Origin of the sequence: Xanthomonas massiliensis (genome assembly GCF_900018785.1) — a bacterium.
GTDB lineage: Bacteria > Pseudomonadota > Gammaproteobacteria > Xanthomonadales > Xanthomonadaceae > Xanthomonas_B > Xanthomonas_B massiliensis.
The window spans coordinates 809,695-834,684 of the sequence record NZ_FCOY01000007.1; the positions used below are offsets into that span (position 1 = coordinate 809,695).

Below are 24,990 nucleotides of genomic sequence, written 5' to 3' on the forward strand. Positions count from 1 at the left end.
ATGCCTGCCGCCGCGGCTCAGGCCAGCGGCAGCGGCTCGGCCAGCGCGGCGCGGCGCAGTGCGGTGGCCCGCGCCAGCACGCGCGGCGGATGGGTCTCCTCCGGGATGCTCAGCAAGCGGTGGCGCTGCAGCCACCGCCCCGGCCCGCGCGAGGAGGTGAAGGCGACCACCGGGATCGCCAGCACCATGCCGATCAGCACCGGCGACATCCACGCCGCCAGCGGCGGGGAGATGGTCCAGGCCACGACCGCGGCGGCCAGCCCGAACAGGGTGATGCCGCCGTAGCCACGCGCCAGCGCCCTCCACGACACGCCGCCGTCGTCGCGCTGCTGCGCGTCCCAGCCCGAATCCTTGCCCGCTAGTACCTCGGCCACGCCGCGCGACTGGCGGAACATCACCACCGGCGCCATCAGCGCGGCCAGCAGCGTTTCCAGGAGCATGCTGGCGAAGGCGCGCACCGCCCCGCCGCAGCCACGGCGCTCGCGGTCGTCGAGCAGCATGGCCAGGTATCCGAGCAGCTTGGGGGCGAGCAGGATCGCCATGCTCACCGCGAACAGCCAGGTGACGCGGGTCTCGTGCTGGTATTGCCAGTAGCGCGCCGGGGAGAACGGCAGGCTGGCCAGCAGGTCCGGCGCATCGTGCTGCAGCGGGATGGCGATGCCGATCAGCAGCATCATCGCCCACATCGGCGAGGTGAAGTAATTGCCGATGCCCACCAGCATGTGCACGCGGCTGACCCAGTGCAGCCCGTGGCTGGCCAGCACCCGGGCGTGCTGCAGGTTGCCCTGGCACCAGCGGCGGTCGCGGATCAGCAGGTCGGTCAGCGTCGGCGGGCCTTCCTCGTAGCTGCCGGGCAGGTACGGCACCATGTGGATGGCCCAGCCGCCGCGGCGCATCAGCGCCGCCTCGACGAAATCGTGGCTGAGCACATGGCCGCCGAACGGCTTGCGCCCCGGCAGCTCGGGCAGGCCGGCCTGCTCGGCGAAGGCACGGGTGCGGATCACCGCGTTGTGTCCCCAGTAATTGCTTTCCGAGCCCTGCCACCAGGCCACGCCGACGCCGATCACCGGGCCGTACACGCGCCCGCCGAACTGCTGCATGCGCGCGAACAGGGTGTTGCCGCCCACCACCTCGGGCAGGGTCTGGATCAGGCCCACGTCCGGGTGGTGCTCCATGCCCGACACCAGGCGCACGATGGCATCGCCGGTCATCAGGCTGTCGGCGTCCAGGATCAGCATCTGCTCGTAGGCCCCGCCGAAGCGGCGTACCCAGTCGGCGATGTTGCCGGCCTTGCGCCCGGTGTTGTCGGCGCGGCGCCGGTAGAAGATGCGCCCGGCCCCGCCGGTGCGCTCGACCAGCTGCGCGTAGACCGCCTCCTCGGCGCGCCCGATGGCCTCGCGGGTGGTGTCGCTGAGCACGAAGAAATCGAACCAAGGCAGCTGGCCGGTGGCTTCCACCGATTCGTAGATGGCCTGCAGCCCGGCCATCATCCGCCGCGGGTCCTCGTTGTAGGTGGGCATCAGCAGCGCGGTGCGCGTACGCACCACCGGCAGCGGCGCGCGCGGATCGATGCCGAGCTTGATGCCGGCCCCGAACAGCAGGCTCAGGAACCCGGCCAGCGAGCTGAGGAAGGAGAACACGATCCAGGCGAACAACGCCACGAACAGGGCCAGCAGGCAGGCTTCCAGCACGCTGGTGCCGCCCGGCTCCAGCACGCCCCACATGTACCAGGTGGCCACCAGCGTGGCGGCGGCCGTGCCGCCGAACAGGTAGAGCCGCCGCAACCATATGCCGCGCGGCTCGGTGGACTGGCGCCGGACCTGCAACCGGCCCTGGCGCAACGACTGCACCGGCATGGCCATCGGCGATTCGGCGGGCAGCACTGCGTGGCCGGCATCCGGCCCGGCCGGTGCCGCCCGCACCTCGGCGACGGGACTCATGCGCCGCCGGCTCCCGCCCGCGCGCGCGCCAAGGATGGCCCGCTCCCCTGTCGAACGCGGCTCGTCCCCGCCCGTGGACCCGTACAGCCTTGCACCATGGACATCTCTCGTCACAAAGCGTCCGAACGACGCACAAAGCGCAGTCTAGGGCCTAAGCCCGGCTGCCCCGTAAAAGCGGTGTTAGGCGGCGGTCATGGGCCCACCAGGATTCGAACCTGGAACCAAAGGATTATGAGTGTCGAATTAAATCAGTAAGTTACTGATTTACAGACGAAGTATAGCGGCGGATTCAACTCTCGATCGCAACACCCAAGGTTGTGAAGAGGCCCAGGCGACCTGACCTGAGCAGCTTCACCGCCAAGTGGAGTTGCCCATGGCCAATGGCCGCCTGAACCAGCACGAAGGATATCGCATCCACGCCTTGCATGAAGCCGGCTGTTCCCTTCGCGGGATCGCGTTTGCCCTGGATCGTGCGCCCAGCACGATCAGCCGCGAGTTGCGGCGCAACAGCCCTGGTCGGTGTTACGACCCTGCCCAGGCACAGCGGATCAGTGACCATCGCCGTTCACAGGCCAGCCGTCGCAAACGCATCGGCCCGGAGCACATCGCGCGGATCGAAGCGTGCCTTCGCGAAGACTGGAGCCCGGAGCAGGTGGCAGGCGCCACCGGACTGGCGAGCCACGAGTGGATCTATCAGCACATCTACGCAGAACAGCGGCGCGGGGGCACCCTGTTCAAGACCTTGCGCCGCCGTCGGCGCCAGCGCCGCAGGCGCGGGATGCGCGATGGCCGGGGCCAGCTTCGGCACCGCCGCAGTTGGCGTGAACGCCCTGCAGTGGTCGAACAGCGCTCCCGCCTGGGCGACTGGGAGATCGACTCGATGCACGCCTCGAGCGGCAAGACGGTTGTGGTGACCATGACCGAACGACGCTCCCGGCTCCACCTGCTGGCCAAGTCGGCCGATCGCACGGCCGAGAACGTGATGCGCGCCATCGTCGGCAGGTTGGGCCGCGTACGCGATGGCGTGCATACGCTGACCGCCGACAACGGCAAGGAGTTCGCCGAACACCAGACCATCGCTGCCTCCCTGCAGGCAGATGTCTACTTCGCCGATCCGTACTCGGCCTGGCAGCGTGGCAGCAACGAGAACGCCAACGGACTGACCCGACAGTACCTTCCACGAGGCATGGACTTCGCGACCATCACCGATGAACAATTGCGCTGGGTCGAGCAACGGCTCAACACGCGACCACGCAAGACACTAGGATTCAAGACGCCCCTCGACGTCTTCGTCAAGGAATTCAGCAATTGTGTTGCGAATCAAAGTTGAATTCGCCGGCGAAATCCAAAGAAGAAGAAAGTACTTATCGATCAGTAGTTTGGCGAAGTTTTCCTCAGACACCAAAAACTGACAGGTGTACCGCTGGTGTACCGAAATTCGAAGGTGTTCTGAGCACCTGATTAGCACGATCTTTCAGCGCAGTCGCAAGTGGTGAGAGCGTTACGCAGCATGTTGGGGTCATCGCTCTCGGGAGATCAGAAGATGGCCATGAACCGTGTGCAGTTCCAGCCGGGCCTGTCGTTGCCGGCGTTCCTCAAGCGCTATGGCAGCGAGCGCCAGTGCGAGCAGGCGCTGGAGGCCTCGCGCTGGCCGCATGGCTTCGTCTGTCCTCGTTGCGCCGGTACGGCGCACAGCCGGTTCCAGCGTCACGGTGCCACGTACTGGCAGTGCACGGCCTGCCACCGCCAGACCAGCCTGCGCTCGGGTACGGTGATGGACAACAGCAAGCTGCCGCTGCGGACCTGGCTGCTGGGCATGTACCTGCTGGGCCAGAGCAAGACCAACCTGTCGGCGCTGGAGCTGATGCGGCACCTGGGCGTGAGCTACCCGGCGGCGTGGCGGATCAAGCACAAGCTGATGCAGGCGATGGCCGAGCGCGAGGCGGGCCGCAAGCTGGGCGGGATCGTGCAACTGGACGATGCCTACCTGGGCGGGGAACGCAATGGCGGCAAGGCCGGCCGCGGGTCGGAGAACAAGCGCCCTTTCGTGATCGCCGTGGAGACCACTGACGACGGTCGTCCACGGCACGCAGTGATCGACCTGGTGCCGGGTTTCACCAAGGCGGCCCTGTCGGACTGGATCGGGCAGCGCTTGCATCCGGGATCGGATGTCTACAGCGACGGACTGGGCGCGTTTCGGGCACTGGAAGCCGAGCATGCGCACACCGTCATCGAAGGCCATGGCCGCGGCCGCTGCGAGGAAGAGAACGCCCGTTGGGTCAATGTCGTGCTGTCCAACCTCAAGCGCTCGCTGGACGGGGCGTATCACGCCTTCAAGTTCGCCAAGTACGCCCAGCGCTACCTGGCCGAGACGATGTGGCGGTTCAACCGGCGCTTCGATCTGACCCGGCTGGTGCCGAGTCTTTTGGCCACGGCGGCTACTGCAAAGCCTTGGCCGGAGAGAACGTTGCGCGATGTGCCGCTGTTCTCGACTGAAAGTGCGTGCTAATCAGGTGCCCGAATCAGCATGGCCGCTGGCGAGGTTCTGGCCGCGATAATCCAGCGTCCAGCCGCCATCGAGCAGGATCCAGTAGCCGGCGAGTTCGCTCGCCAGCGTGTCTGACACCATAAGCGTGCCGGGCTGCACTTCCCACTCGCGCGAATGCTGGATCACCCAGCGCAGCTGGTCTGTGTCCAGTTCGGTGAAGAACGGGGTGTGGTGCAACAGGTGCAGGTAGGTGGTCGACGCTTTCATCGGGGGTTTGGGCGCACGTTGTTTCAAGGCTACGGCGGCGCAGGCGGCCAGCGTCAGAGCCAAAACCGCATAGAGAAGGATCCGCACGGTCATCAGATGCGGCTGGCTGTTCACGCCCGGGCCGACTTAATTAGGTGTGTCGGGATCAAGTGCGACAGCAGGCCAGCGGCCGCGCCGATGGAGTTGGCGGTGAACAGGTGCACGAAGTTTTCCAGCGACGGCTCCAGATGAGCTGCGAACCATGCCACCAGGCCGAGGAAATAGCCCAACAAGTTGTTGAGGATCGGCAGCCCACGCAAGCTCACCACCACGATCGCCACGCCGAACACGACCATCGGCAGAGCAGTGTCCATGCCCATCATCGGCGCCAGACCGGCAATCACCGATGAAGCGATCACGCCAATGGTCAGGCCAAGGCCCACGCACACCAGGTTCTCGACGGTGCCAAGGATGTTCAGCCCGCGTGTGGAAAAGGCAATCCAGCCGATGAACATCGCCCAGATGGGCAGGGACAGCGCCAGGCTGGCCGCAGCGGCCAAGGCAGCAGCCAGCGCCGCAATCAGGGTGGTCAGGGAAAAGCCCGGGCGCGAGGAATTGGATGAGGACATGAGATCAGTTCCAGTGTCGGGTTGAAGGTATGTCGTGAACAGGCCGTTGATCGCCAGCGACTGGCGATCAACGCGTCCGAGGCAGGATCAGGAGGCCTGCACGGGCTTGAGCAGCTCGGACAGGCCCACGCGGTGCAGCATTTCCGCGCGCAGGAGGTCGAGCACCGCGAAGCCGACGTCAGCGCCGTCCTGCGAGGGGTCGTAATGAATACGGAATGGCCACTGGCCGAAGGGCATCGCCACCGCTTTGGCGATCATCTCGGCCACCGGCGCAAGGTCGGCGTCCTCGGGCACGATCTTGGCGAAGGCTTGCTGCACCTGCTCGCCAAAACCGGCATAAGGGCCCGCCTCGTATTCGGCCAAGCGCGACACGTCGGCAGGACGACCGGAATGGGCGAAGTGATTGGTGCCCTTGGTGAAAGCACCGGGCACCACGATGGTGGTCTCGATGCCCCAGCGCGCCAGCTCCCGCGCGTACGACACCGCCAGCGAGTCCATGCCGGCCTTGGCCGCGAAATACGGCGACAGGTAGGGCGGCGTGCCGCCGGCCGAACTGGAGCTGGAGATCCACACCAGCAGGCCTTCGCGGCGGGCACGCATGTGCGGCAGCGCGGCGCGGTTGACGCGCTGGGTGCCGAGCACGTTGACGTCGTATTGCTGGGCGAGCTGTTCGGGCGTGAAGGCTTCGGCCGGGCCGAACATCATGTGGCCGGCGTTGTGCACCAGCACGTCGATACGGCCGCTCTCGGCCATGATCTTCGCCACGGCCGCGTTGGCCGAATCGTCGGACTGCACGTCCAGTTCGATCGGGCGCAGGTCGCTGTCGGCGATGGCCGACAGTTCGGCGGCGTTGCTCGCATTGCGCCCGGCGAGGTCACGCATCGAGGCATAGACGATGTGGCCGGCGCGGCCCAGGGCTTCGGCGGTCAGGCGGCCAAAGCCGCTGGACGCGCCGGTGACAAGAATGACTTTCTGGTTCATGGCGGTATCTCGTAAAAGGCGGCTCGCCCGCAGGCGGGCCCGGATGCCGGGGCGCGGGCGCAGCGGCTCACGCCGTCATCGGTGGGCAATCGGGGATAACCTGGCCGCTCAGCCCACACCGCCATTGGCGCGCAGCACCTGGCCGTTGACCCAGGCGCCGTCGTTGCCGGCCAGGAAGGCCACCACCCCGGCGATGTCCTCCGGCTGGCCCAGGCGCTCCAGCGGCGGCATCTTGGCGAAGGTCTGGATCTGCTCGTCGGTCTTGCCGTTGAGGAACAGTTCGGTCGCCACCGGACCGGGGGCCACGGCGTTGACGGTGATGCGGCGGCCGCGCAGTTCCTTGGCGAACACGCGGGTGAAGGCTTCCACCGCCGCCTTGGTGCCGTTGTAGACCGCGTAGCCGGGCAGGTTCAGCGCCAGCGTGGTGCTGGAGAGGTTGATGATGCGGCCGCCGTCGTTGAGGCGCGCGCCGCCCTCGCGCAGGGTGTTGAACACGCCCTGGGTGTTGATGGCGAAGTGCTGGGAGAACAGCTCATCACTGGCCTGCATCAGCGGCATGGCCTTGAGCACGCCGGCGTTGTTGACCAGCACGTCCACCTTGCCCAGCGCCTGCTCGACCGTATCAAACAGGCTGCGCACCTGGTCGGCCTTCGAAACATCGGCCTTGACCTCGATGGCCTGGCCGCCCTGCTGCCGGATCTCGGCGACCAGCGCGTCGGCTTCGGCACTGTTGGAGGCGTAATTGATGGCGACCGCATATCCGTCGTGCGTCAGGCGGCGGGCGATGGCCGCGCCGATGCCGCGCGAGGCGCCGGTGACGAGCGCGATCTTGGAGGGGCTGTTCATGAGGGAACTCCGTGCCTGTGGAAAGTGCGGCAAGTGTGCTCGGCCATTACCGGAGGATAATCAGGCTGGTATTGCGATCACCATTCCATCTGCTTTAACAATTGACCGCCATGGATCGTTTCCAGGAAATGCAAGGTGTTCGGGCACATGGGCGCGACGCCGGCCTGGATTTCCGCGCCTGGACGGATATGGTCGGACGTCGGCTGTCCTCAAGGATCTTGGTCACCAACGCCGAGCTCTGCACCAGCACGGCCCTGGCCGGGCTGGGCATCTTGCAGGTACCGCGCTACCGCATCACGCAGAAACTCGAACAAGGGCGGGATCTACCCCGGAGACCGCCGGCGGCGGCAGGCCGCGTATGCGTCGCTGGCCAGCGAACCAAGCCATCCGCGCCTGGCCGAAGACATCGAGATCCGCCCCCATGCGTCAGCGCCACCACGCGTGCCGAGAAATCGGTCATGCCGGTGTGGTCAATGTCGGCAGCCAGCGCTGGCTGTCCAGCAGCAATTGGCACAGCAGCTTGACCGGACGGCCGCTGGCGCCTTTCTGGATGGCGGTCCCGGCCACGTCCAGGTGCGCCCACGGCGTGGTCTCGATGAACTTTTCCAGGAAGGCAGCAGCGGTGATAGCACCTCCGGCGCGGCCGCCGCCGAGATTGTTGATGTCGGCAACCTTGGAATCGAGTTCCTCGGCATAGTCCTTGCCCAGCGGCATGCGCCAGACCGTGTCGCCGCTGGCCTGGCCGGCCTGCTGGAGCGCGCCGCTCAAACCGTCATGATTGCTGAACAAACCACTGTGGACCGCGCCCAACGCCACCACGCAGGCACCGGTGAGGGTGGCAATGTCGACGATGGCGGCGGGCCTGAAGCGTTGCTGCACATAAGTGAGCGCATCGGCCAGGATCAGCCTGCCCTCCGCATCGGTATTGAGGATTTCCACCGTGGTACCCGACAGCGTTCGGATCACGTCACTGGGCTTGAAGGCGTGGCCATCGGGCATGTTCTCGCACGCGGCGACCACCCCGATCAGGTTGATCGGCAGCCGCATCCGCGCCGCGGCCAGCATTGCACCGAACACGCTCGCGCCACCACACATGTCGCATTTCATCTCGTCCATGGACTGCGCCGGCTTGATCGAGATACCGCCGGCATCGAAGGTGACGCCCTTGCCAACCAGCGCCAGTGGCGCGCTGTCATCGCCCGCGCCCCAATGCTGGAACACGATCAGGCAGGGTGGCTCGGGCGAGCCCTGGCCGACGGCGAGCAGTGCGTGCATGCCGATCTGGCGCAGTTGCGTCTGGTCCAGCACCTCGACGGCAAGGCCTTCGCGCTCTCCCAGTGCCATGGCCTGTTGACCCAGATAGGCAGGGGTGCAGACATTGGCCGGCTGATTGCCCAGGTCGCGGCACAGACCGATGCCATCGGCAATGGCAATGGCCCGTTGCAATTGCCCGGTCGCATCCTCCGGCGTGGCTTGGGCGAAAGAAAATTCCACGGCCGGCGGCTGCGGTGCTTCTGCCGGCGAGCGCTGCTGGCGCGGGACGACGTATTGCGCTTCTTGCAGCGCCAATACCGCGGCCTCCAGAGCACTAGGGTCAGGATCGAGCACCCAGCGGGCGCGTTTGGCGCGGGTCTTGGCCAATTGTGCAGCAGCCACGGCGTAGGCCTTGCGCAATGTGGCCGGCGTCAAAGCCGCCTGCGTGCCCAACCCGATCAGCAGCAGGCGATGGGCGCGCAAGCCGGCCGGCGCGTGCAGCAACAGGCTCTGCCCTGGCTCACAGCGCAGTTCGCCTTCGGCCTGCAAACGCGTCAGCAGGCCACCGCTGGCTTGATCAAGCGTGGAAAACGCCAGTGTTCGCGCATCATGCAGCCCAACCAGCAGGCAATCGGTTTCAATGAGCGGCAGTGCATCGGCATTGCCATCGGAGATCAGGGCATATTGCATCGGGGGTTCCTGTGGAGTGAATGAGCGATAGGTGGGGGCCAGGGCTGGCTCAGGCCGAGGGCGGTACCGCCGGTTCGGCAAGCCAGGCCTGGACCTCGATTTCCACATCGACATCCATGGCCAGTGCGCTGGTCACGATCGAGCGCACCGGGAACCCGTTTGGGAAATACGTCGCGTAGGCCTCGTTGAAGCCGGGAAAGTGCTCCATGGAGGAGAGCCACACCGTGGTCTTGACGACCTGATCGAGGCTGGCACCGCAGTCGGCCAGCGTCTGGGCGATGCGATCCATCGCGGCACGGGTCTGGGTTTGGATGTCGCCGCGCACCACCTGGCCGTGCGCGTCCATGGGGATCTGCCCGGACAGCAGCAGCTGGTGGCCGGCGCGCACGGCACGCGACAGCGGCAATGGCATCGGGCTCGGGTAGCGTTGAATCTGGTTCATGCAGGGGCCTGCGCAGGAAGTGAGGGAGTGAAACGGTCCGGTGACATCGACGCGGCGCGGACGCTGGCGCGGGCGAGGTGTTCGGGGATGCGCTGGGTCAACAGCAGGCTGGCGGCCAGGCGGGCGGCGGCATCGGCGCTCTGGATGCCGTAGCCGCCCTGCCCGGCCAGCCAGAACAGGCCGGCAACCTGTGGGTCCGGGCCGATGACCATCTCGCCATCGCGGGCGAACGAGCGCAGCCCGGCCCAACAATGGCGCGGGCGATGGATCGACAAGGTGGTGGCCCGCTCGATGTGGTCGATCGCGATGGCAATGTCCAGATCTTCGGGCATCACGTCGTGCGCACGCGTTGGCTCGGCGTTGGCCGGCGAGCCCAGCAGCAGGCCGGCGTCAGGCTTGAAGTAGAAGCTTTCGTCGATGCCCACCACCATCGGCCAGCCGCTGCAATCGATGCCGGGCGGTGTGTCGAAGGTGAAGGCACTGCGCCGTCGCGGCTGGATGTCCAGGGCGCGCGCGCCGAACAGCTCGGCCACTGGATCGGCCCAGGCGCCTGCAGCGTTGATCGCATACCGTGCCAGGAGCTGCTCACCATTGGACAGCGCGATGCACCAATGGTCAGCCTGGCGCCGGGCGGCGACCACCTGCGCCTCGCACCTGAGCCGGCCGCCGAGCGCACGCATGCCGCGCAGATACCCCTGGTGCAGGGCGGCCACGTCGAACTCGCGGGCATCGGGTTCTTCCAGCCCGCCGATCACGCCACCCGGATCAAGGCAGGGAACCCTTGCCAGCACCTGGTCCGCGCCCAGACGGCGTAGCCCGCGGCCGTCCGCCGCGGCCGCCTCGAGCAATGCGTCCTGTCCTTGCAAGGCGACATACAGGCAGCCGCGCGCCAGCAAGATGGGATGTTCGGAGAAGCCCGCTGGTGGGGTTTCGTAGAAGGCGCGGCTGGCGCGGGTCAAGGCACGGATTTGGGCGCTGCCGTAGCTTTCCATGAACATGGCCGCCGAGCGTCCGGTACTGTGGTAACCCGGCTGGATTTCGCGCTCAAGCACGACCACGGTGCCATGCCGGGCCAGGTAATAGCCCAACGAAGCGCCGGCCATGCCGGCACCGATGATGGCGAAATCGTACACCTCCACATTCATGGACATTCCAGCGACGAAGGAGAAGAAGCAGCGCCGGCGCGTTTGCCGCCGGTCGGTGCAAACGCGCCAGGCAGTACGTGGCGATGGCGAGCGCATAACAGGAATGCTGGCGGCGCGCATGCCGCCGTGCACAGCCCAACCAGAGCAAGCGCCAGATCGATCCGTCCCGCGCTTCCCAACTGGCCGGCCAGCGTACTGACCGCTAGCGGCGCCAGTCCGTAGCACAGCAAGGCGCCGAGCATCGACAACAGTCCGACACAGCTGCCGCGCAGTTCGTTGGGCAGGCCGACAGCGATCAGCGTCGAGGCGATCACCCCGACCATTGCGCCGCTGAGCAGCAGCAAGGCGAGCAGCGCGGCAAAGCCCGGTGCAGCATCGGCCAGCGGAAACAACGCGGCCGGTACCGATGCCAGGGCCGCCAGCGCCGCGCTCATGCACAGCCCGCGCACACCTGCACGGCGGTGCGCGACCTCGGCCAGCTTGCCGCCGAGGAATGCGCCGGCAAGCCCTGACACCAGGAACAGCATGCCCATCCAGCCAGCGAACTCCTGCGGATGCAGGTGGAAACGGCGGACGAGCACCGGCACGGCCCAGATCATCGCCGCGCTGTCGGCCATCGACACGCTGATCTGGCCCACGAACAAGGGCAGCACAAACGCGCGCCAACGCCACAGCAGCGCCAACGCCTCGGGCAATGGCGGCGGCTTTGCCGCGACACGTTCGCTGCGCACCGGTTCGCGCAGCCACCGCAAGGCCAACAGCGGCAACAGCAGGACCAAGGCGAAGACCAGATGGGCCAACCGCCATGGCGCCGGCGCCAATCCGCCCAGCTGTGCGGCCCAGCTCAGGAGATGTCCACCAAACCAGAAGGCCAGTGCGCCACCGGCAACCTGCGCGATGGTCAGCAGCATCATCGCCCGGCCCCGCTGCGCGGCCATGGTCAGATCGGCCGCCAGGGACAGTGCCACCGGGGCAGCCCCGACCACCCCGGCAGCCACCAGCATGCGTGCCAGGAACAGGGTCCAGAAGTTTGGCGCCAGCGCCGACAGCACCGTGCCCGCAAGCCAGCATGCCGCCAGCACCTTCAACAGTTGCAGGCGATTGCCCTTGTCTACCATCCGGCCCAGCGGAAGCGACAACAACAGCACTGGCAAGGCAAAGGACATGCCTTGCAGCAGCGAGATCTGGTTGTCCCCCAAATCCAGATCACGCTTGATCAGTTCCTGCATCGGGCTCAACAGCACCCTGGCGCCGTAGCCAGAGAGCGTCGCCAGCATGATCAGCAGGATCGGTGTCGGAAGCGCCTTGCTCGCCCGGGATTGTCCACTCATCGCGCGACCGTGAGTGCCACTTCGGGATCCAGCGGCCAGATCGGGCGTTTCAGACGCCGATAAGGCAGCGCCGCCAGGTCGGCATTGAGGCTGCCGGGCGTATCGCAGTACAGGATCTGCGCAGCGATCGGCTGGAAATATGCCTGGAAATGCTGGGTGGACTTGACCACCACCAGGCGCTTACTGGCAAGGTCGATGCCCAAATGGGTAAAGCACTCCGGAGAGAAGGTCTGTTGGCGGATGCTGTTGAGGACGATGTCCACGCCGTTGCCGGTGCGCACGGCCACGGTGTTGCCCAGCGGCTCGTTGCAGCCACCGTCCAGCCCTCGCTGCTTGCCTGCGGTGCCGATTGCCAGGACTTCCACGTCCAGATCCAGTGGCCGTCCGGACATCGGCCCGACCTTGCCGCCAATGCGCAACGGCAGCTGCGCGCCGACCCCGGCATCGGCGGCGATGTCCACCGCCAGCGGATCCCACAGCATGCCGATGGCCACCTCGCCAATGCCGGCATCGAGTATCGCTTGGAGCATGAACGTGCTGTCGCAGGCCGCACCGCCGCCCGGATTGTCCGAACAGTCGGCCACCACCACCGGGCCGTCCAGGTGCTGCATTGCCCGCACCTGCGCCAGGGTTTGTTCGATCGATGGTCGCGACTGTGCGGCACTGGTACCAATGCGCAGGAATTGTTCCGCCAATTGGCTCAGGGTCTGCTCGGCGGCCGCTTCACTGCCGCGACTGCAGATGGCCAGCGCTGCCGCGCGGCTGGCAGGAGTGTCCGACCAGGCGAAGCCATGCAGGAGCGACAGCGCGTGCACGCCATTGTGATGTTCCAAGCGCGACAGGCTGTCGACCAAGCCCCGCATCGGTGCTTGTTGGGTACCGAACACGCCGAGTATCGGGATCGAGTGCATGCACATGGTCAGGTCAAGTTCGCCGAGCGCCACGCCCTTGAGCAGCGCGTACAACTCCGGCACGCGCTGGGGATAATCGGTGTGGGGATACTCCTTGCAGGCCATCAGCAAGGCGCCGCTATCGAGCATCGCCTGGCCGATGTTGGTGTGCAGATCCAGCAGCGCTCCGACCGGCGTGGTCGGACCGACGATCTCGCGCACCCGGGTCAGCAGGTCGCCTTCGCAATCGTCGCACCCCTGGGCCACCATCGAGCCGTGCAGCACCAGGAACACCATGTCCACCGGGGCCGCCGCGCGCAGTCCGTCGAGCAGCCGGTCACGCAGCGCTTCGTACAACGGCCAGGGCAAAGGGCCGGCCGGCTGCGCCCAGGCCGCGGGCCCTTCGATCAACGTATCGCCCTGCGCCGACACCAGCCGCAGTACCTCGCCGTAACCGGGAAAGACATGGGCGCGCTCGCGTCCCTTGGCCTGCCCTGGCTGGTACAGCACACCGTCCTCGAAGCTACGTCGGCTGGTGGGAAGCGGCGAGAACGTGTTGGTCTCGTGGGCCAACAGCGCGGTATAAACCCGCATGCCGGCACCCTGCAGCGGCTTCACGCATCCACCTTGCGAAAGGACAGCGCCATGTTGCGCGCTGTGGTCAAAAAGAAGGTGTCCGCCTCGGAAACCATGCGCAGGCTGACTCCGGCCAGCGGCAGCAGGCTGTGCTGGGGCTGCAGTTCCCACAGGTGCGGCCCGAGGTTCTGCATCGTGTAGTACATCGGGTGCCGCCCGAACGGCGCATCGACACGCAGCTGCGGCGTGCCGTCCCGGGTTTCGAAACGCGCCACGGCACCGGACGCGGCATTGAGGAAACGTTCCGACGTGGGAGGAAGCGCGGAAGGCGTCGGCTGCAGCCGCGTCATGGCATGGTCGCGGCCGTACTCATGCAGCACCAGTTGCGGCGATTCGGGGGCGCCACCGACGATGCGGAAGGCGGTCGCGACCTGCGGCATGCCGCTTCTGAGCCATCCCTCGGCGCGCTGCAGCGGCAGCGGCATGCCCTCGACCACGGCGGCCTGTTGCTCGCCCAGCGGAAAGAACCTGACCACGGTGTCGAGGTCAGGACAATGGTAGTGGCCTTCGAATACCGCACCGGTCTGGGTGCCCGCCCGCGGCGCCAGCCCATCCACGCACAGGTCGATGATCTGATCGGCCAGCCCGACCACGTTGGCCTTGACCCCGTTCGAGATCACCACGATGTCCAGCGCCAGCTCGGGCACCTTGAGCATCTGGCATGAACCGCCGACCACGCCACCAGCATGATGCACCACCTCGATGCCGCGGTAGTCGTTGCGCATCAGTCCCAGCCCGTAGCCGGTGGAGACGCCGTTGTCCAAGTGCAACGGCGTGCTTAGCGCAGCCCAGCTGGCGGCCGTGCCTACCGTTGGATGCTGCATGTGCGCCAGCCAGCGCAACATGTCATCGACCGTCGATACGATGGCGCCCTCGCCGGCCACGCTCGGGCCGATGCTGCCGCGCACCCAGGTGCCATCGGCGCGCAGCATGTGCTGGGCGGCGCTGTTGGGGACGAAGTCATCGTCGCGCCGGCGCAACAAGGTGTCGAACATGCCCACTGGCTGAAAGATGCGTTGGGTCAGCACATCTTCCAGCGGCTGCCGGGTGATGCGCTCGATGGCCAATGACAACAGCAGATAGGCCCCGTTGTTGTAGGACCAGCGTTGTCCGGGCTGGAAATTGACATCATCCTGCCGAGCGAACAGTGCCAACTGCTCGGCGGTACTCAACGGGGTGTCGATGCCGGCCAGGTGTACGACCAGATCCATGCTGCAACGCAACCCGCTGATGTGTCCCATCAGTTGGCGCATGCTGATCCGGTCGGCCACCGCCGACAGTTCCGGCAGATGTTTGCGCACTGGATCGTCCAGACTGGCCAGACCTTGCTCGACCAGCAGCAGGTAGGCCAGCGAAGTGAAATGCTTGGTGGTGGAGCCGATGCGCATGCGGATCCCCGGCCCCAGTGCCACCGGAAGCTCCATGTTGGCCAGGCCGAAACCGGCCCGGTACAACGGCACGCCCTGGTGCGCGATCCCCACAGCCACACCGGGCTCGTGGCTGCTGTCATAGGGCTTGAACAGTGCTTCGATCGCTTCACGATCGAAGCTGAAGGTCTTTGCGCGAGTCATCGGGCGTTCCTATGTTGGAGATGAGCGTCAGAACTGCCAGCTGGCATTGAGCCCGATCGTGCGTGGCTGCAGCAGCGTGACCTGCGCCGGCCCCCCGGCGCTGGACAACAGCGTGCTGGCCGACAACTGTCCGCCTTGGTCGAACACGTTGCGGATGTACAACTGCAACGACAGCGATGAGAAATCCAGCGAGGCACGCAGGTCGGTGGTGAAGTAATGCGGGAGCCGGTATTGGGGAATGCTCAGATCATCGTCGAAGCTGGCGTAGCGACGCCCGGTGTAGTGCAAGGTCGTGCCGATGCTCGCGTACTGCTCACCGACGTTGAACCGGTAGTCGGTGGCGTAGTTGGCAGAGAATCTGGGCACGTTGGGCAGGGCCTCGCCATCGTGGCCACCGATGCCCGGCGCATCACCATTGAGCCGGGCCTGGCTGTAGACCACCGCAGCGGACATCTGCCAATCGCGCGTCGGCCTGAAGGTCAGGCTGTGTTCGCTGCCGCGGATGCGGGCCTTGCCGGCGTTGGCAATGCCACTGATGCCGTCGAATACGGCCGCGACCTGCATGTCTTTCCAGTCGATCTGGTAGAGGTTGCTGGCGAACGACCAACGGTGGTTGGCACTCTCGCCCTTCAGCCCGATTTCGTAGTTGACCAGTTTGTCCGGATCGAATTGGGCACGGTCAGCGGCTTGACCGACCAAGGTCACATTGGTGCCGCCCGGCCGGTAGCCGGAGGCGATGCGGCCATAGGCCGTCAGCGGTGCATTGATGCGATAGGTGGCGTCGAGCAGGAAGGTGAAGGCGTCATCATCCGAGCGGGCCAGCGGTGCTGACGCCGCCAGGCTGCCGCTGGCGTTCTGGATGATCTGCTGCCGGTTCCTGGCATAGCGCACACCTGCCCCCAGATCCAGGCGATCACTGGCATGGAAGCTAAGGTTGCCGTAGAGCGCATACTCGCGGTAGAGGCTTGGCAGCGCCACGCTCAACAGATCCAACCCCGAAGGATTGCCGTCCAGCAACCAGGTCAGCAGCGCCTGTTGGTTGTTACTGTCTTCCTTGGTGTAGAACAGGCCCGTGTTCCAGTCGATGCGTTGCTTGCCCGAGGAGGACAGGCGCAGCTCCTGGGTGGTTTTGTCCGTACTCCAGCGATTGCTGGCAGCCGCGGCGCCGAACACCGAACTGCCCAGCATCGGCACGTACAAGGCCGAGTAGTCGGTGGTCATCGTGCTGGTCACCTGCTGGTAGCTGGTGATCGAGGTCAGGGTCGCCGGCCCGAAGTCGTAGCTGAGCGTAGCGCTGTACAAGCGGAACTGCTGGGCAAAAGGTTCTTCCACCCGCCGGGATTGCGCTAACGGGCCCTCGATCGAGTGTCCGGTGATCAGATCCTTGTCCACGGCGGCAGTGCCATCGCGGCCGATATTCTGGGCAAAGGCGGTCAACCGGGCGGAGAAGGCATCGCTCGGGGTGTAAAGCAAATCCAGGCGCCCGCCATTGGTCCGCGAGCTGTTCACGTCATGCTCGCCACGGGCCACATTGTCGACAAAGCCAGCTGCGCGATCATGAAAGCCGCTCACTCGGGCGGCCAGCACATCGCTGATGGGCAGGTTGAGCGAAAAACTGCCGGTGTAGCCGGTCCCGCCATCGTGGGTAGTGGACACGCCGGCACGTACCGTCCCGCCAAAATAGCCGGTTTCCGGTTTGGGGGTCACGTACTTGAGCAGCCCCCCCATCGAACTGGAGCCGTAATAAGTCCCCTGTGGACCGCGCAACACTTCGATGCGATCCAGGTCGAAGAGCCCAACATCCAGCCCCAGCGAAGCGCCGCCGGCAAAGGCCGTGCTGGAGCCATAGGGGACGTCATCGACGTAAATGCCCACGGTGGGAGAAACATTAGCCCCGCTGGTGACCCCACGCAGGCTGATCTGGTTGTAGCCGGCGCCGGCACTGGTATAGCTCAGTCCGGGAATCGCGTTGGCGATGTCGCGGAACTGCGCGGCTCCGGTCTTGGCCATGTCCTCAGCGGCCACCACCGAGATCGCCATCGGCACGTCCTTGGCGTTTTGCTCGCGCTTTTGCGCGGTCACGGTCACGGCATCCAGATCCTGGGCGGTACTGCCCCCGGAGGCGGCCTGGGCGGAAGCGGATTGCGCGCAGGCCTGTTCGGCCATACAGACCGCAATGGCCAGAAGCGTCATCCTCATGCGGACGTTTGCACCATACATTCGGGAATTCCTCGTCAATCGGGCGGGCGTGGGGGTCCGGGCACTGACAGGCGTCCGGAGCCGGATCGAAGAAGCCACTTCAGTCGCTGGCTGACGCCAGAGGCGTCCTGAACATCGCGCGAGGTTCGTCGACATTTAAGGTCTATTAAACTGACATGTCAATAGACATATCAACTGCTTTGCCGCCGCAACCGAAGGAATCTCATGTCCTTTAATTTCAATGGGTTGAGCCATCGCCAATCGGAATCTGGCCAGTTGGCGCACGACATGGCGAGCACGACGGAAAAAAAGTAGGCAGATCCGGGCATTGCAGCCAGGATCGACTCCACTGAGGCGCGCTTGCAGGGGGATTCGCGCAGGAGTCAGCGCAAGCGCACGAATTCGAGCTGACGGGTGCGCCCGGTGGTGAGCCGGAATCGGCGCTGACTGGCGTCCAGTTCCAGATAACCACCCAGAATCGGGATGGCCATATCGATGGGCGTGATCCGCCAGATGAGCGGCGCGACGTTGTGCATATCGTAGAGCACGCCATTGCCGCCCAGATCGCTGTGTACCAACAACTGCGGCAGGCCGTCATCGACAAGGAAGCGGGCGCGGCTCCCAGTGGCCGCCGAGCCGAACACCCGGTCTGCGGCAGGCAGCGGCGAAGGCGCCGGTTCCAACCGTTGCAGCCGGTAGTGGTGGCCGAAGGCCTGCAGCTCGAGCTGGCGCGCGTCCTCGTCGTCGACGCGCAAGGACATGCGGAAGATCGAAAACAGCGGTTCCAGCACACCAGGCCGCGAGCGCCGCAATGGGAAGCGGATGCCGTCATGGACGACCATCTGTTGCCCGTTCGATTGGCACAGCTCGATGAAGCGGCCACTGGCCGGATCGTGGTAATGACCTTCGATCAGATCGCCCATGCATTCGCGCGGCACCGGGTCGAGGCCCAGCACGCAGGCATCGATTACCCGGTTGGCCAATTGCATCGGGTCGACATCGCCGGCATTGGTCATCACGATCACGTCCAGCCCCACGGCCGGTGCCTTGAGCATCTGGCAGGCGCCACCGAGCACACCGCCAGAGTGGTAAAGCATATCCAAGCCACGATAGCGGCCACTGGCCAGCCCCAAGCCATAGCTAGTGGTGCTGCCATTGTTCAGCAACTGCGGGCGCTTGAGTTCGGCCCAGGTCGCGGCCGACCCGATGACCGGATTGTCCATGTGCGCCATCCAGCGCAGCATGTCATCGACCGTGGAGACGATCCCGCCCTCACCGGCCAGGGTTGGCCCGATCACACCGCGGACGAAGGTCCCGTCAGCCGTCCTGAAATGCAGCGCGGCACTATTGGGGACAAAGTCATGATCCAGCCGGCGCAACAAGGTGTCATGCATGCCGGCCGGACGAAAGATGCGCTGTGCCAGGACTTCTTCCAGGGGCTGATGGGTGAGGCGCTCGATCACCAGCGAGAGCAAGGCATAGCCGCCATTGCTGTAGCACCAGTCCTGGCCGGGTTGAAAATTGACCCCGTCCTGCTGGGCCATCAACCGCAGTTGCTCGTCAGCAGGTACCACCCGGCCCAGGCCGCACACCTGGACAATCAGATCCAGCCCGCAGCGCAGGCCGCTGATGTGCCCCATCAACTGGCGCAAGGTGACGGTCCCGGCGATGCGCGCCATTTCCGGCAAGTGCTTGCTCAAGCGATCGTCCGGCGACAGGCGTCCCTCTTCGGCCAGCAGCATCAGCGCCAGACTGGTGAAATGCTTGCTGGCCGAACCGATGCGCATGCGCATGTTCGGCGACAAGGCCACCGGCAGTTCCAGGTTGGCAAGCCCGAAGCCCTTGCGGTATACCGGAACTCCATGCAAGGCCACGCCCACCGCCACGCCCGGACCGCTACTGGTGTCGAAGGGTGCAAAGACCGCATCAATGGCGGCATCATCAAGGATGGCGGACTGAGTAGTGTTCATGGCTGGTGGCTCGGGCGACATCGACTCATACCAGGCCGATGTTCATCAGGCGTGGGCTTTGCATGGCGGCCTGCATCACGTCGGTCAGATTGCGCTCGATCAGCTCCCGAACCAATTGCTCGGCGCGCTCGGGCGCCGGTTCCAGCAGCGCCGCGATCAGTTCCTCGTGCCCGCCCCATTGTCGCGAGCGTTCGTCGAAGCGGAAGCCAAGGTAGAGGATGCGGGTGGCTTCGTTGTGCAATTGCTCGATCCAGTGCGCCAGCCGCGGATTGCCGGCGGCCCGGGCAATGGCCAAGTAAAACTTCTGGGTGGCCTCGAGGAAGGCGATCTCGCTCTTTTCGTCGCCGGCGACATAACCAGCCCGACACGGTGCATCGAGTTGACGCAGCGTCTTTTCATCGATACGCCCGGCGGCCAAACGCGCGGCCAATGGCTCCAGTTGCGTGCGCAGGGTGAAGACATCACGGATGTCCTTCAGCGACAGCGTGGCCACGATGTGGCCGCGCCGGCTTTCCGCACGCACCAAGCCGTCCTGCGACAGGCGCGTGAGCGCGGTACGGACCGATGCCTTGGTGAGCTGGTAGGTGGTCTGCAGGAAGGATTCGGAGATGGCTTGGCCGGGCGCCAACCTGCAGAGCACGATTTCGCGCTTGATCAGCGCATAGGCCTCGCTGCCAAGCGAGGCCGGTGGCTCATTGGACACTTCGTTGTACCAAAGCATACGCGTGAGGTCCTTCAGGTCACGCCGCATTATGTTGACATTAGACAACGCGAGCAATGACATATCAGAAACATCCCGGTACTGCTCTATCCCAAAAGATTGGCCCGTTATCCGGGGGCAGCTGTGGACAGATGCGGCATGGGTACCCGGCATCCGTGGCAGACAATCAGGCTATTATTGAACCTACTATTCCATTTGCTTCAACAATCGACCGCCATGGATCGATTCCAGGAAATGCAGGTGTTCGTGCGCATCGCCGAGCGCCACAGCTTCTCGCTGGCCGCCGACGATCTGGAGATCCCGCGCGCCACCGTCACCAACCTGATCAAGCGGCTGGAACGGCGGCTGGGCGCGCGGCTGCTGGAACGCACCACCCGTCAGGTGCACCTGACTCATGACGGCGAAGCCTACTACCACCGCTGCGTGCGCCTGCTGGCCGACCTGGAAGAAGCCGACAACGCCTTCCGCGACGCCCGCCCCAAGGGCCTGCTGCGCGCCAACCTGCAAGGCACGCTGGCCAAGCACTTCATCGTCCCGGCGCTCGGCCAGTTCATGGACGAATACCCGAACATCACCCTGCACATCGAGGAAGACGATCGACTGGTGGACTTGGTGCGCGAAGGCGTGGACTGCGTGCTGCGTGCTGGGACGTTGGCTGATTCGTCGCTGATCGCCCGGCAAGTGGCCCTGCTGGAACAGGTCACGGTGGCCAGCCCGGCCTATCTGGCCCGGCACGGCACGCCACGCACGCTGGACGACCTGGCGCAGGGCCATCTGGCCGTCGCCTACATCGCCCGGCCACATGGCCGCGACGCCGGTCTGGAGTTTCGTGTCGATACGAACCTCGTCGAGCGCCAGCTGCCAGCCAGGATCTCGGTCACCGGCGCCGACCTCTACACCGGCGCGGCACTGGCTGGCTTGGGCATCGTGCAAGTGCCGCGCTACCGCATCGCACAGGAACTAGAACAAGGACTGCTGACCATCCTGTTACCCGATCATTCACCGCCGCCCATGCCGGTGTCGGTGCTGTACCCACACCACCGCCAGTTGTCCCCGCGGGTGCGGGTGTTCACGCAGTGGGTCGCCACGCGGCTGGCAACCAAGGAAACGGAGACCGCACGATGAACGAGGAACTGGCTGAATTGCGCGCCTTCGTGGCCGTGGCGCGCGCGGGCGGTTTCCGCGAAGCGGCGCGCGTGTTGCACGCCAGCACGTCCGGCCTGAGCGATGCGGTGCGCCGCCTGGAGGCACGATTGGGCGTGCGCCTGCTGCACCGGACCACGCGCAGCGTCCGCCCGACCGAACAGGGCCAACACTTGCTGGAACGCGCCGGCCCGGCCTTTGCCGAACTGGAGCAAGCCCTGCAGGCGGCCAGCAGCGCCCAGACCGGCGAACAACCGAACGGCAGCTTGCGGCTGAACGTGCCAGTCAACCTCGCGCGCCTGTACCTGCCCACCTTGTTGCCGCGTTTCATGCAGCGCTATCCGGGCATCGCGGTGGAAGTGATGGCCGACAGCCGTCCGGTGGACATCCTCGCTGCCGGCTGCGACGCCGGCATTCGCTACGAGGAACGACTGGCGCAGGACATGATCGCCGTACCCATCGGCCCGCGCCGGCAGCGCTTTGCCACCGCCGCCGCGCCGGCGTACCTGGATCGGCATGGACGTCCGCAGCATCCCCGCGATCTGCTGTCCCTGCGCGGCCTGCGCTGCCGTTTTGCGAATGGCAGTCTGGATACCTGGAGCTTCCAGCGCGGCGCAGACACTTGCGAGATCGAGCCGCCACCGGCCTTGATCTACAGTGCCGGCACTGCTGTCGATCTGGGCGTGGCCGCAGCTCTGGCCGGCGAAGGCGTCATCCATCTGTTCGAGGAATGGCTGCGCCCGCAGCTTGATCGCGGCACGCTGGAACCAGTGCTGGCGCCCTGGTGGCAATGGTTTCCAGGACCGTATCTCTATTATTCGGGGCGCCAGTTGCTGCCCGCGCCGCTGCGTGCGTTCATCGATTTCGTGAAAGCCGAAGTCGCCGACAGCTGACCCTTTCAGACTGTCCGCTGCAACGGACAGCCCGTCCGTCCATTGCCGGATTATCAGGCGTGCGGACGGACAGTAGCCTTGCGCTTGCTCCCTCTCACTGCAAGCAAAGGACATCCCATGTCTGCCATACACAAGATTGCCCTGGTCACCGGCGGCAGCCGCGGCCTGGGCCGCAATACCGCCGAACACCTGGCCCGGCGCGGCTTCGACGTCGTCATCACGTATCGCAGCAACCAGGAAGAAGCCGCGCGCGTGGTCGCACAGGTCGAAGCGGCGGGGCGACGCGCGGTCGCCCTGCCACTGGACACCGGCGACAGCGCGGCGTTTCCCAGCTTCGTCGCGTCCTTCCGCACCGTGCTGGCCGATTTTGGTGCCCAAGGCTTCGACGTGCTGGTCAACAATGCCGGCATCTCGCACCACGCCAACATCGCCGAAACGGCCGAAGCGGATCTGGATGCGCTCTACCGCGTCCACTTCAAGGGCGTGTTCCTGCTGACCCAGCACCTGCTGCCGCTGATCCAGGATGGCGGCCACATCGTCAACATTTCCTCTGGCCTAACCCGCATCATTTTCCCCGGCAGCGCCGCCTACGGCGCCATGAAGGGCGCGGTGGAAATCTTCACCAAGTACCTGGCCAAGGAGCTGGGGCCGCGCCGCATCCGCGCCAACGTGGTCGCCCCCGGCGCCGTCCAGACCGACTTCAGCGGCGGCATGGTCCGCGACAACCCGCAGGTCCACAAAGTGGTGTCGGACATGACCGCGCTGGGCCGCCCCGGCCTGCCCGAGGACATCGGCCCGATGATCGCGTCCCTGGTGTCGGAAGAGAATCGCTGGGTCAATGCACAGCGGATCGAGGTGTCCGGCGGCATGTCGATCTGAGGGCATGCCACACCACGCTCATGGCCGGCCGTCGCCGGGGTCTGACGACCACCGGGTGGCCGGCAGCACGTTGAGCAGCCGGTGCACCAACGCAACCCAGGCCAGCATCAGCGCCACCGCGACCAACACCGACACCGCCCGGTAAACGGCGTTGCCGGCCAGGTCCTGGCCAGGGGTGAGCTGGCCGAACAGGATCGCCACGCTGGTGACGGCGGCAAAGCCATGCGCTGGCCCGGCGCGTTCGCGCACGTGCTCGGCCGCGTACCACAGCAGCCCGACCAGCAAGGCACACGCGGCCAACGGCCACTGCTCGATCTGATTGAGCAACGCCAGTTGCGCCAACAAGGCGCAGGCCACGCCGGCTGCCGTCCCCATCATGCGCCGACGCCCGGCATGCCAGATCGCGTCGCGGCTCAACGCCAGCAGCACCAGCACCGTGGCGATCTGCGCACCATAGGAATCCTCCAGATCCAGCAGCTGGAACGCCACGAACGACGCTGTGGCCCCGGCCGCGCCGAGCAACACGACGTGCCGGCGCTGACGCGGCGGATGCGCCGGCGGCGCGGGCAAAACGCGCGCTTGCACATCCGGAAACACGGCATAGACGATCGCTGCGATCGGCACACACAGCGCCGTCGCCCTGCCCTGCGCCCAGAACAGGTCTTCCCAGGACACGTCCGGATAGCTGCCCAGGTGCAGCACACCACTGCCGATGACCAGCGCCATCGCCCCCATCAGGAACATCCGCGGCGCGGTCATGATCCGGAAGCAGGCGGCGGCATAGCCGAATACGCACACTGTCATCGCCACCGGCGACGCGGCCAACAGGCCGAGCATGGCGCCGGCCGCCGCCAGCGCCAGCGCGCCCGCGGCCAGGAACTGCAGCGCCACATGCCGGTTGAACACCGGCACCAGCCCCATCAGCACCAACGGATACACCGCGTAATAGGCGGCCGAGGGCCAGTCCAGCAGCGTCGCCAGCGACCAGCCGGCCAGGCTGCCGGCGACCATTCGGCAGCTCTGCCGCCAGCCGTTGCCGTCCAGCGCGTGGACCGGCTCAATAGACATAGGCCACCCAACTGGCTAGCCGGATCTGCACCCTTGCCAGCAGCGCAGCCAGGCCACCGGTAGGCACCAACTGCACCGTGGCGCGTGCTCCGCTGGGCAGGTGCGGTGCTTGATCCAGGCGCACGTTGACCCGCATGCGCTCGGCGCGACGGATCCAGCGGTCGGTCTCCACGGTTTCCACCAGCGCGCCGTCGGCGTCGAGCTGGCCCTGGGCAATGCCGGCATCGATCGATGCCACACGGCCGACGTACACCTGCCCCGGGCGGCCGTCGAAGACGACCAGCGCACGGTCACCCACGTGCACGCCGGCCAGGGTCTTCTCGCGGAAATCGGCGGCGACCACCGGGTTGCGCCCGACCAGTGCCAGCACCGACTGCCCGGCCTGCGCGTAGTCGCCCGGCCGCAGTTGCAGATTGGCGACCACGCCGTCCTGCGGCGCCCGCACCTGGGTACGGTCGAGGTCGCGCCGGGCGATGTCCAGGCTGTTGCCTGCGGTGCGCAGCGCCAGGTTGGCCTCGCCCGGCGCCCCGCGCTGCACCCGCGCGGCCTGCAGTTGGGCGCGTGCCGAGCGCAGCGCGGCCATGGCCGCATCACGCTCGGCCAGCGCCGTCTGCGCCTGACCGAGCGCAACGTAGCGCTGCCGCGCCAACGCCTGCAGGCGTTCGGCCTGGCGCGCGGCGTCATCGGCGGCGCTTTGCGCACTGGCCACCGCCGCCTGCGCCTGGGCCACCGCGGCATCGCGCTCGCCGTTGTCCTGGATGGCCTGCTGCACCGCCAGCTCGGCGGCGGCAACCGCCTGGCGGTAAGCCAGCGGATCAATCCGGAACAGCGGCTGGCCCGCACTGACCGGCTGGTTGTTGGCCACGCTGACCGCCAAGACACGGCCGGACACCTCCGGCGCAATCCGAGTGACACCGGACAGCGCGCGAGCCTCGGGCGTGATCGGCATGAACCGATCGGCCAGCGCGATGTAGCCCAGCAGCAACGCCCCGATCGCCAGCGCCATCCAGACGCTGCGGCGGAAACGT

General features: G+C 66.1%; 21 protein-coding genes. 5 read left to right on the forward strand and 16 right to left on the reverse strand.

The window, feature by feature from the left end:
- Window positions 1-17: 17 nt before the first annotated feature.
- On the reverse strand, window positions 18-1,940 hold the full coding sequence (gene mdoH / locus BN3794_RS13755) for a glucans biosynthesis glucosyltransferase MdoH (protein ID WP_066098141.1): 1,923 nt from the start codon (window positions 1,938-1,940) through the stop codon (window positions 18-20).
- A gap of 373 nt (window positions 1,941-2,313) precedes the next feature.
- Here mdoH and BN3794_RS13760 point away from each other — a divergent pair, with 373 nt between their 5' ends.
- Together BN3794_RS13760 and BN3794_RS13765 are read left to right on the forward strand one after the other, a co-directional pair.
- Window positions 2,314-3,270 (forward strand): IS30 family transposase, encoded by a 957-nt coding sequence (locus tag BN3794_RS13760; RefSeq protein ID WP_066098143.1) that lies wholly within the window; start codon window positions 2,314-2,316, stop codon window positions 3,268-3,270.
- 213 nt (window positions 3,271-3,483) lie between these two features.
- On the forward strand, window positions 3,484-4,449 hold the full coding sequence (locus BN3794_RS13765) for an IS1595 family transposase (protein ID WP_147675778.1): 966 nt from the start codon (window positions 3,484-3,486) through the stop codon (window positions 4,447-4,449).
- Here the strand turns inward: BN3794_RS13765 and BN3794_RS13770 are convergent, their stop codons facing one another.
- The 13 genes from BN3794_RS13770 to BN3794_RS13830 all read right to left on the reverse strand — a co-directional run bounded on the left by BN3794_RS13770 (window position 4,450) and on the right by BN3794_RS13830 (window position 20,042).
- Window positions 4,450-4,809: a hypothetical protein gene (locus tag BN3794_RS13770; protein ID WP_147675779.1), complete on the reverse strand. Its 360-nt coding sequence runs from the start codon at window positions 4,807-4,809 to the stop codon at window positions 4,450-4,452. It abuts the gene before it with no gap.
- Entirely contained in the window at window positions 4,806-5,303 is a 498-nt protein-coding gene (locus BN3794_RS13775; RefSeq protein ID WP_066098148.1) for a DUF1097 domain-containing protein, read from the reverse strand. Before BN3794_RS13775 ends, BN3794_RS13770 begins: the two co-directional genes overlap by 4 nt.
- Before the next feature lie 87 nt (window positions 5,304-5,390).
- The gene (locus BN3794_RS13780) at window positions 5,391-6,284 is read right to left on the reverse strand and encodes an SDR family oxidoreductase (protein ID WP_066098150.1); all 894 of its coding nucleotides are present in this window, start codon (window positions 6,282-6,284) and stop codon (window positions 5,391-5,393) included.
- 108 nt (window positions 6,285-6,392) lie between these two features.
- Window positions 6,393-7,130, reverse strand: coding sequence for an SDR family oxidoreductase (locus BN3794_RS13785; protein WP_066098152.1), 738 nt, complete (start codon window positions 7,128-7,130; stop codon window positions 6,393-6,395).
- A 456-nt stretch (window positions 7,131-7,586) separates the two neighbouring features.
- Window positions 7,587-9,074 (reverse strand): leucyl aminopeptidase, encoded by a 1,488-nt coding sequence (locus tag BN3794_RS13790; RefSeq protein WP_066098154.1) that lies wholly within the window; start codon window positions 9,072-9,074, stop codon window positions 7,587-7,589.
- Between the two features lie 49 nt (window positions 9,075-9,123).
- On the reverse strand, window positions 9,124-9,516 hold the full coding sequence (locus tag BN3794_RS13795) for a RidA family protein (RefSeq protein WP_066098156.1): 393 nt from the start codon (window positions 9,514-9,516) through the stop codon (window positions 9,124-9,126).
- Window positions 9,513-10,661 (reverse strand): NAD(P)/FAD-dependent oxidoreductase, encoded by a 1,149-nt coding sequence (locus tag BN3794_RS13800; protein WP_066098158.1) that lies wholly within the window; start codon window positions 10,659-10,661, stop codon window positions 9,513-9,515. Before BN3794_RS13800 ends, BN3794_RS13795 begins: the two co-directional genes overlap by 4 nt.
- Complete coding sequence (locus BN3794_RS13805; RefSeq protein WP_078059768.1) at window positions 10,658-11,992, reverse strand: MFS transporter; 1,335 nt, start codon at window positions 11,990-11,992, stop codon at window positions 10,658-10,660. The genes BN3794_RS13800 and BN3794_RS13805 overlap by 4 nt, the downstream gene beginning before the upstream one ends.
- Window positions 11,989-13,500, reverse strand: coding sequence for a M81 family metallopeptidase (locus BN3794_RS13810; RefSeq protein WP_066098162.1), 1,512 nt, complete (start codon window positions 13,498-13,500; stop codon window positions 11,989-11,991). Before BN3794_RS13810 ends, BN3794_RS13805 begins: the two co-directional genes overlap by 4 nt.
- A complete protein-coding gene (locus tag BN3794_RS13815; protein ID WP_066098164.1) occupies window positions 13,497-15,089 on the reverse strand; it encodes a serine hydrolase domain-containing protein in 1,593 nt (530 codons plus the stop codon). Before BN3794_RS13815 ends, BN3794_RS13810 begins: the two co-directional genes overlap by 4 nt.
- A gap of 27 nt (window positions 15,090-15,116) precedes the next feature.
- On the reverse strand, window positions 15,117-17,282 hold the full coding sequence (locus BN3794_RS13820) for a TonB-dependent receptor (protein WP_160330926.1): 2,166 nt from the start codon (window positions 17,280-17,282) through the stop codon (window positions 15,117-15,119).
- A gap of 389 nt (window positions 17,283-17,671) precedes the next feature.
- Window positions 17,672-19,258, reverse strand: a complete 1,587-nt coding sequence (locus BN3794_RS13825) for a serine hydrolase domain-containing protein (RefSeq protein WP_160330927.1) — start codon at window positions 19,256-19,258, stop codon at window positions 17,672-17,674.
- A gap of 25 nt (window positions 19,259-19,283) precedes the next feature.
- Window positions 19,284-20,042 carry a GntR family transcriptional regulator gene (locus BN3794_RS13830; protein WP_160330928.1) on the reverse strand — a complete coding sequence of 253 codons (759 nt, stop codon included), beginning with the start codon at window positions 20,040-20,042 and terminating at the stop codon, window positions 19,284-19,286.
- 153 nt (window positions 20,043-20,195) lie between these two features.
- On the opposite strand from BN3794_RS13830, the gene BN3794_RS13835 reads away from it, so the two are divergent.
- The 3 genes from BN3794_RS13835 (at window position 20,196) to BN3794_RS13845 (ending at window position 22,894) form a co-directional block, all read left to right on the forward strand.
- Complete coding sequence (locus tag BN3794_RS13835; protein ID WP_066098170.1) at window positions 20,196-21,104, forward strand: LysR family transcriptional regulator; 909 nt, start codon at window positions 20,196-20,198, stop codon at window positions 21,102-21,104.
- A gap of 17 nt (window positions 21,105-21,121) precedes the next feature.
- On the forward strand, window positions 21,122-22,015 hold the full coding sequence (locus tag BN3794_RS13840; RefSeq protein WP_201455293.1) for a LysR family transcriptional regulator: 894 nt from the start codon (window positions 21,122-21,124) through the stop codon (window positions 22,013-22,015).
- Between the two features lie 117 nt (window positions 22,016-22,132).
- On the forward strand, window positions 22,133-22,894 hold the full coding sequence (locus BN3794_RS13845; protein ID WP_066098174.1) for an SDR family NAD(P)-dependent oxidoreductase: 762 nt from the start codon (window positions 22,133-22,135) through the stop codon (window positions 22,892-22,894).
- Window positions 22,895-22,912: 18 nt separating this feature from the next.
- Here BN3794_RS13845 and BN3794_RS13850 read toward each other — a convergent pair whose 3' ends face one another.
- Window positions 22,913-23,962 carry a DUF2955 domain-containing protein gene (locus BN3794_RS13850; protein ID WP_078059771.1) on the reverse strand — a complete coding sequence of 350 codons (1,050 nt, stop codon included), beginning with the start codon at window positions 23,960-23,962 and terminating at the stop codon, window positions 22,913-22,915.
- Window positions 23,952-24,968 carry an HlyD family secretion protein gene (locus BN3794_RS13855; protein ID WP_066098178.1) on the reverse strand — a complete coding sequence of 339 codons (1,017 nt, stop codon included), beginning with the start codon at window positions 24,966-24,968 and terminating at the stop codon, window positions 23,952-23,954. Before BN3794_RS13855 ends, BN3794_RS13850 begins: the two co-directional genes overlap by 11 nt.
- Window positions 24,969-24,990 lie beyond the last annotated feature (22 nt).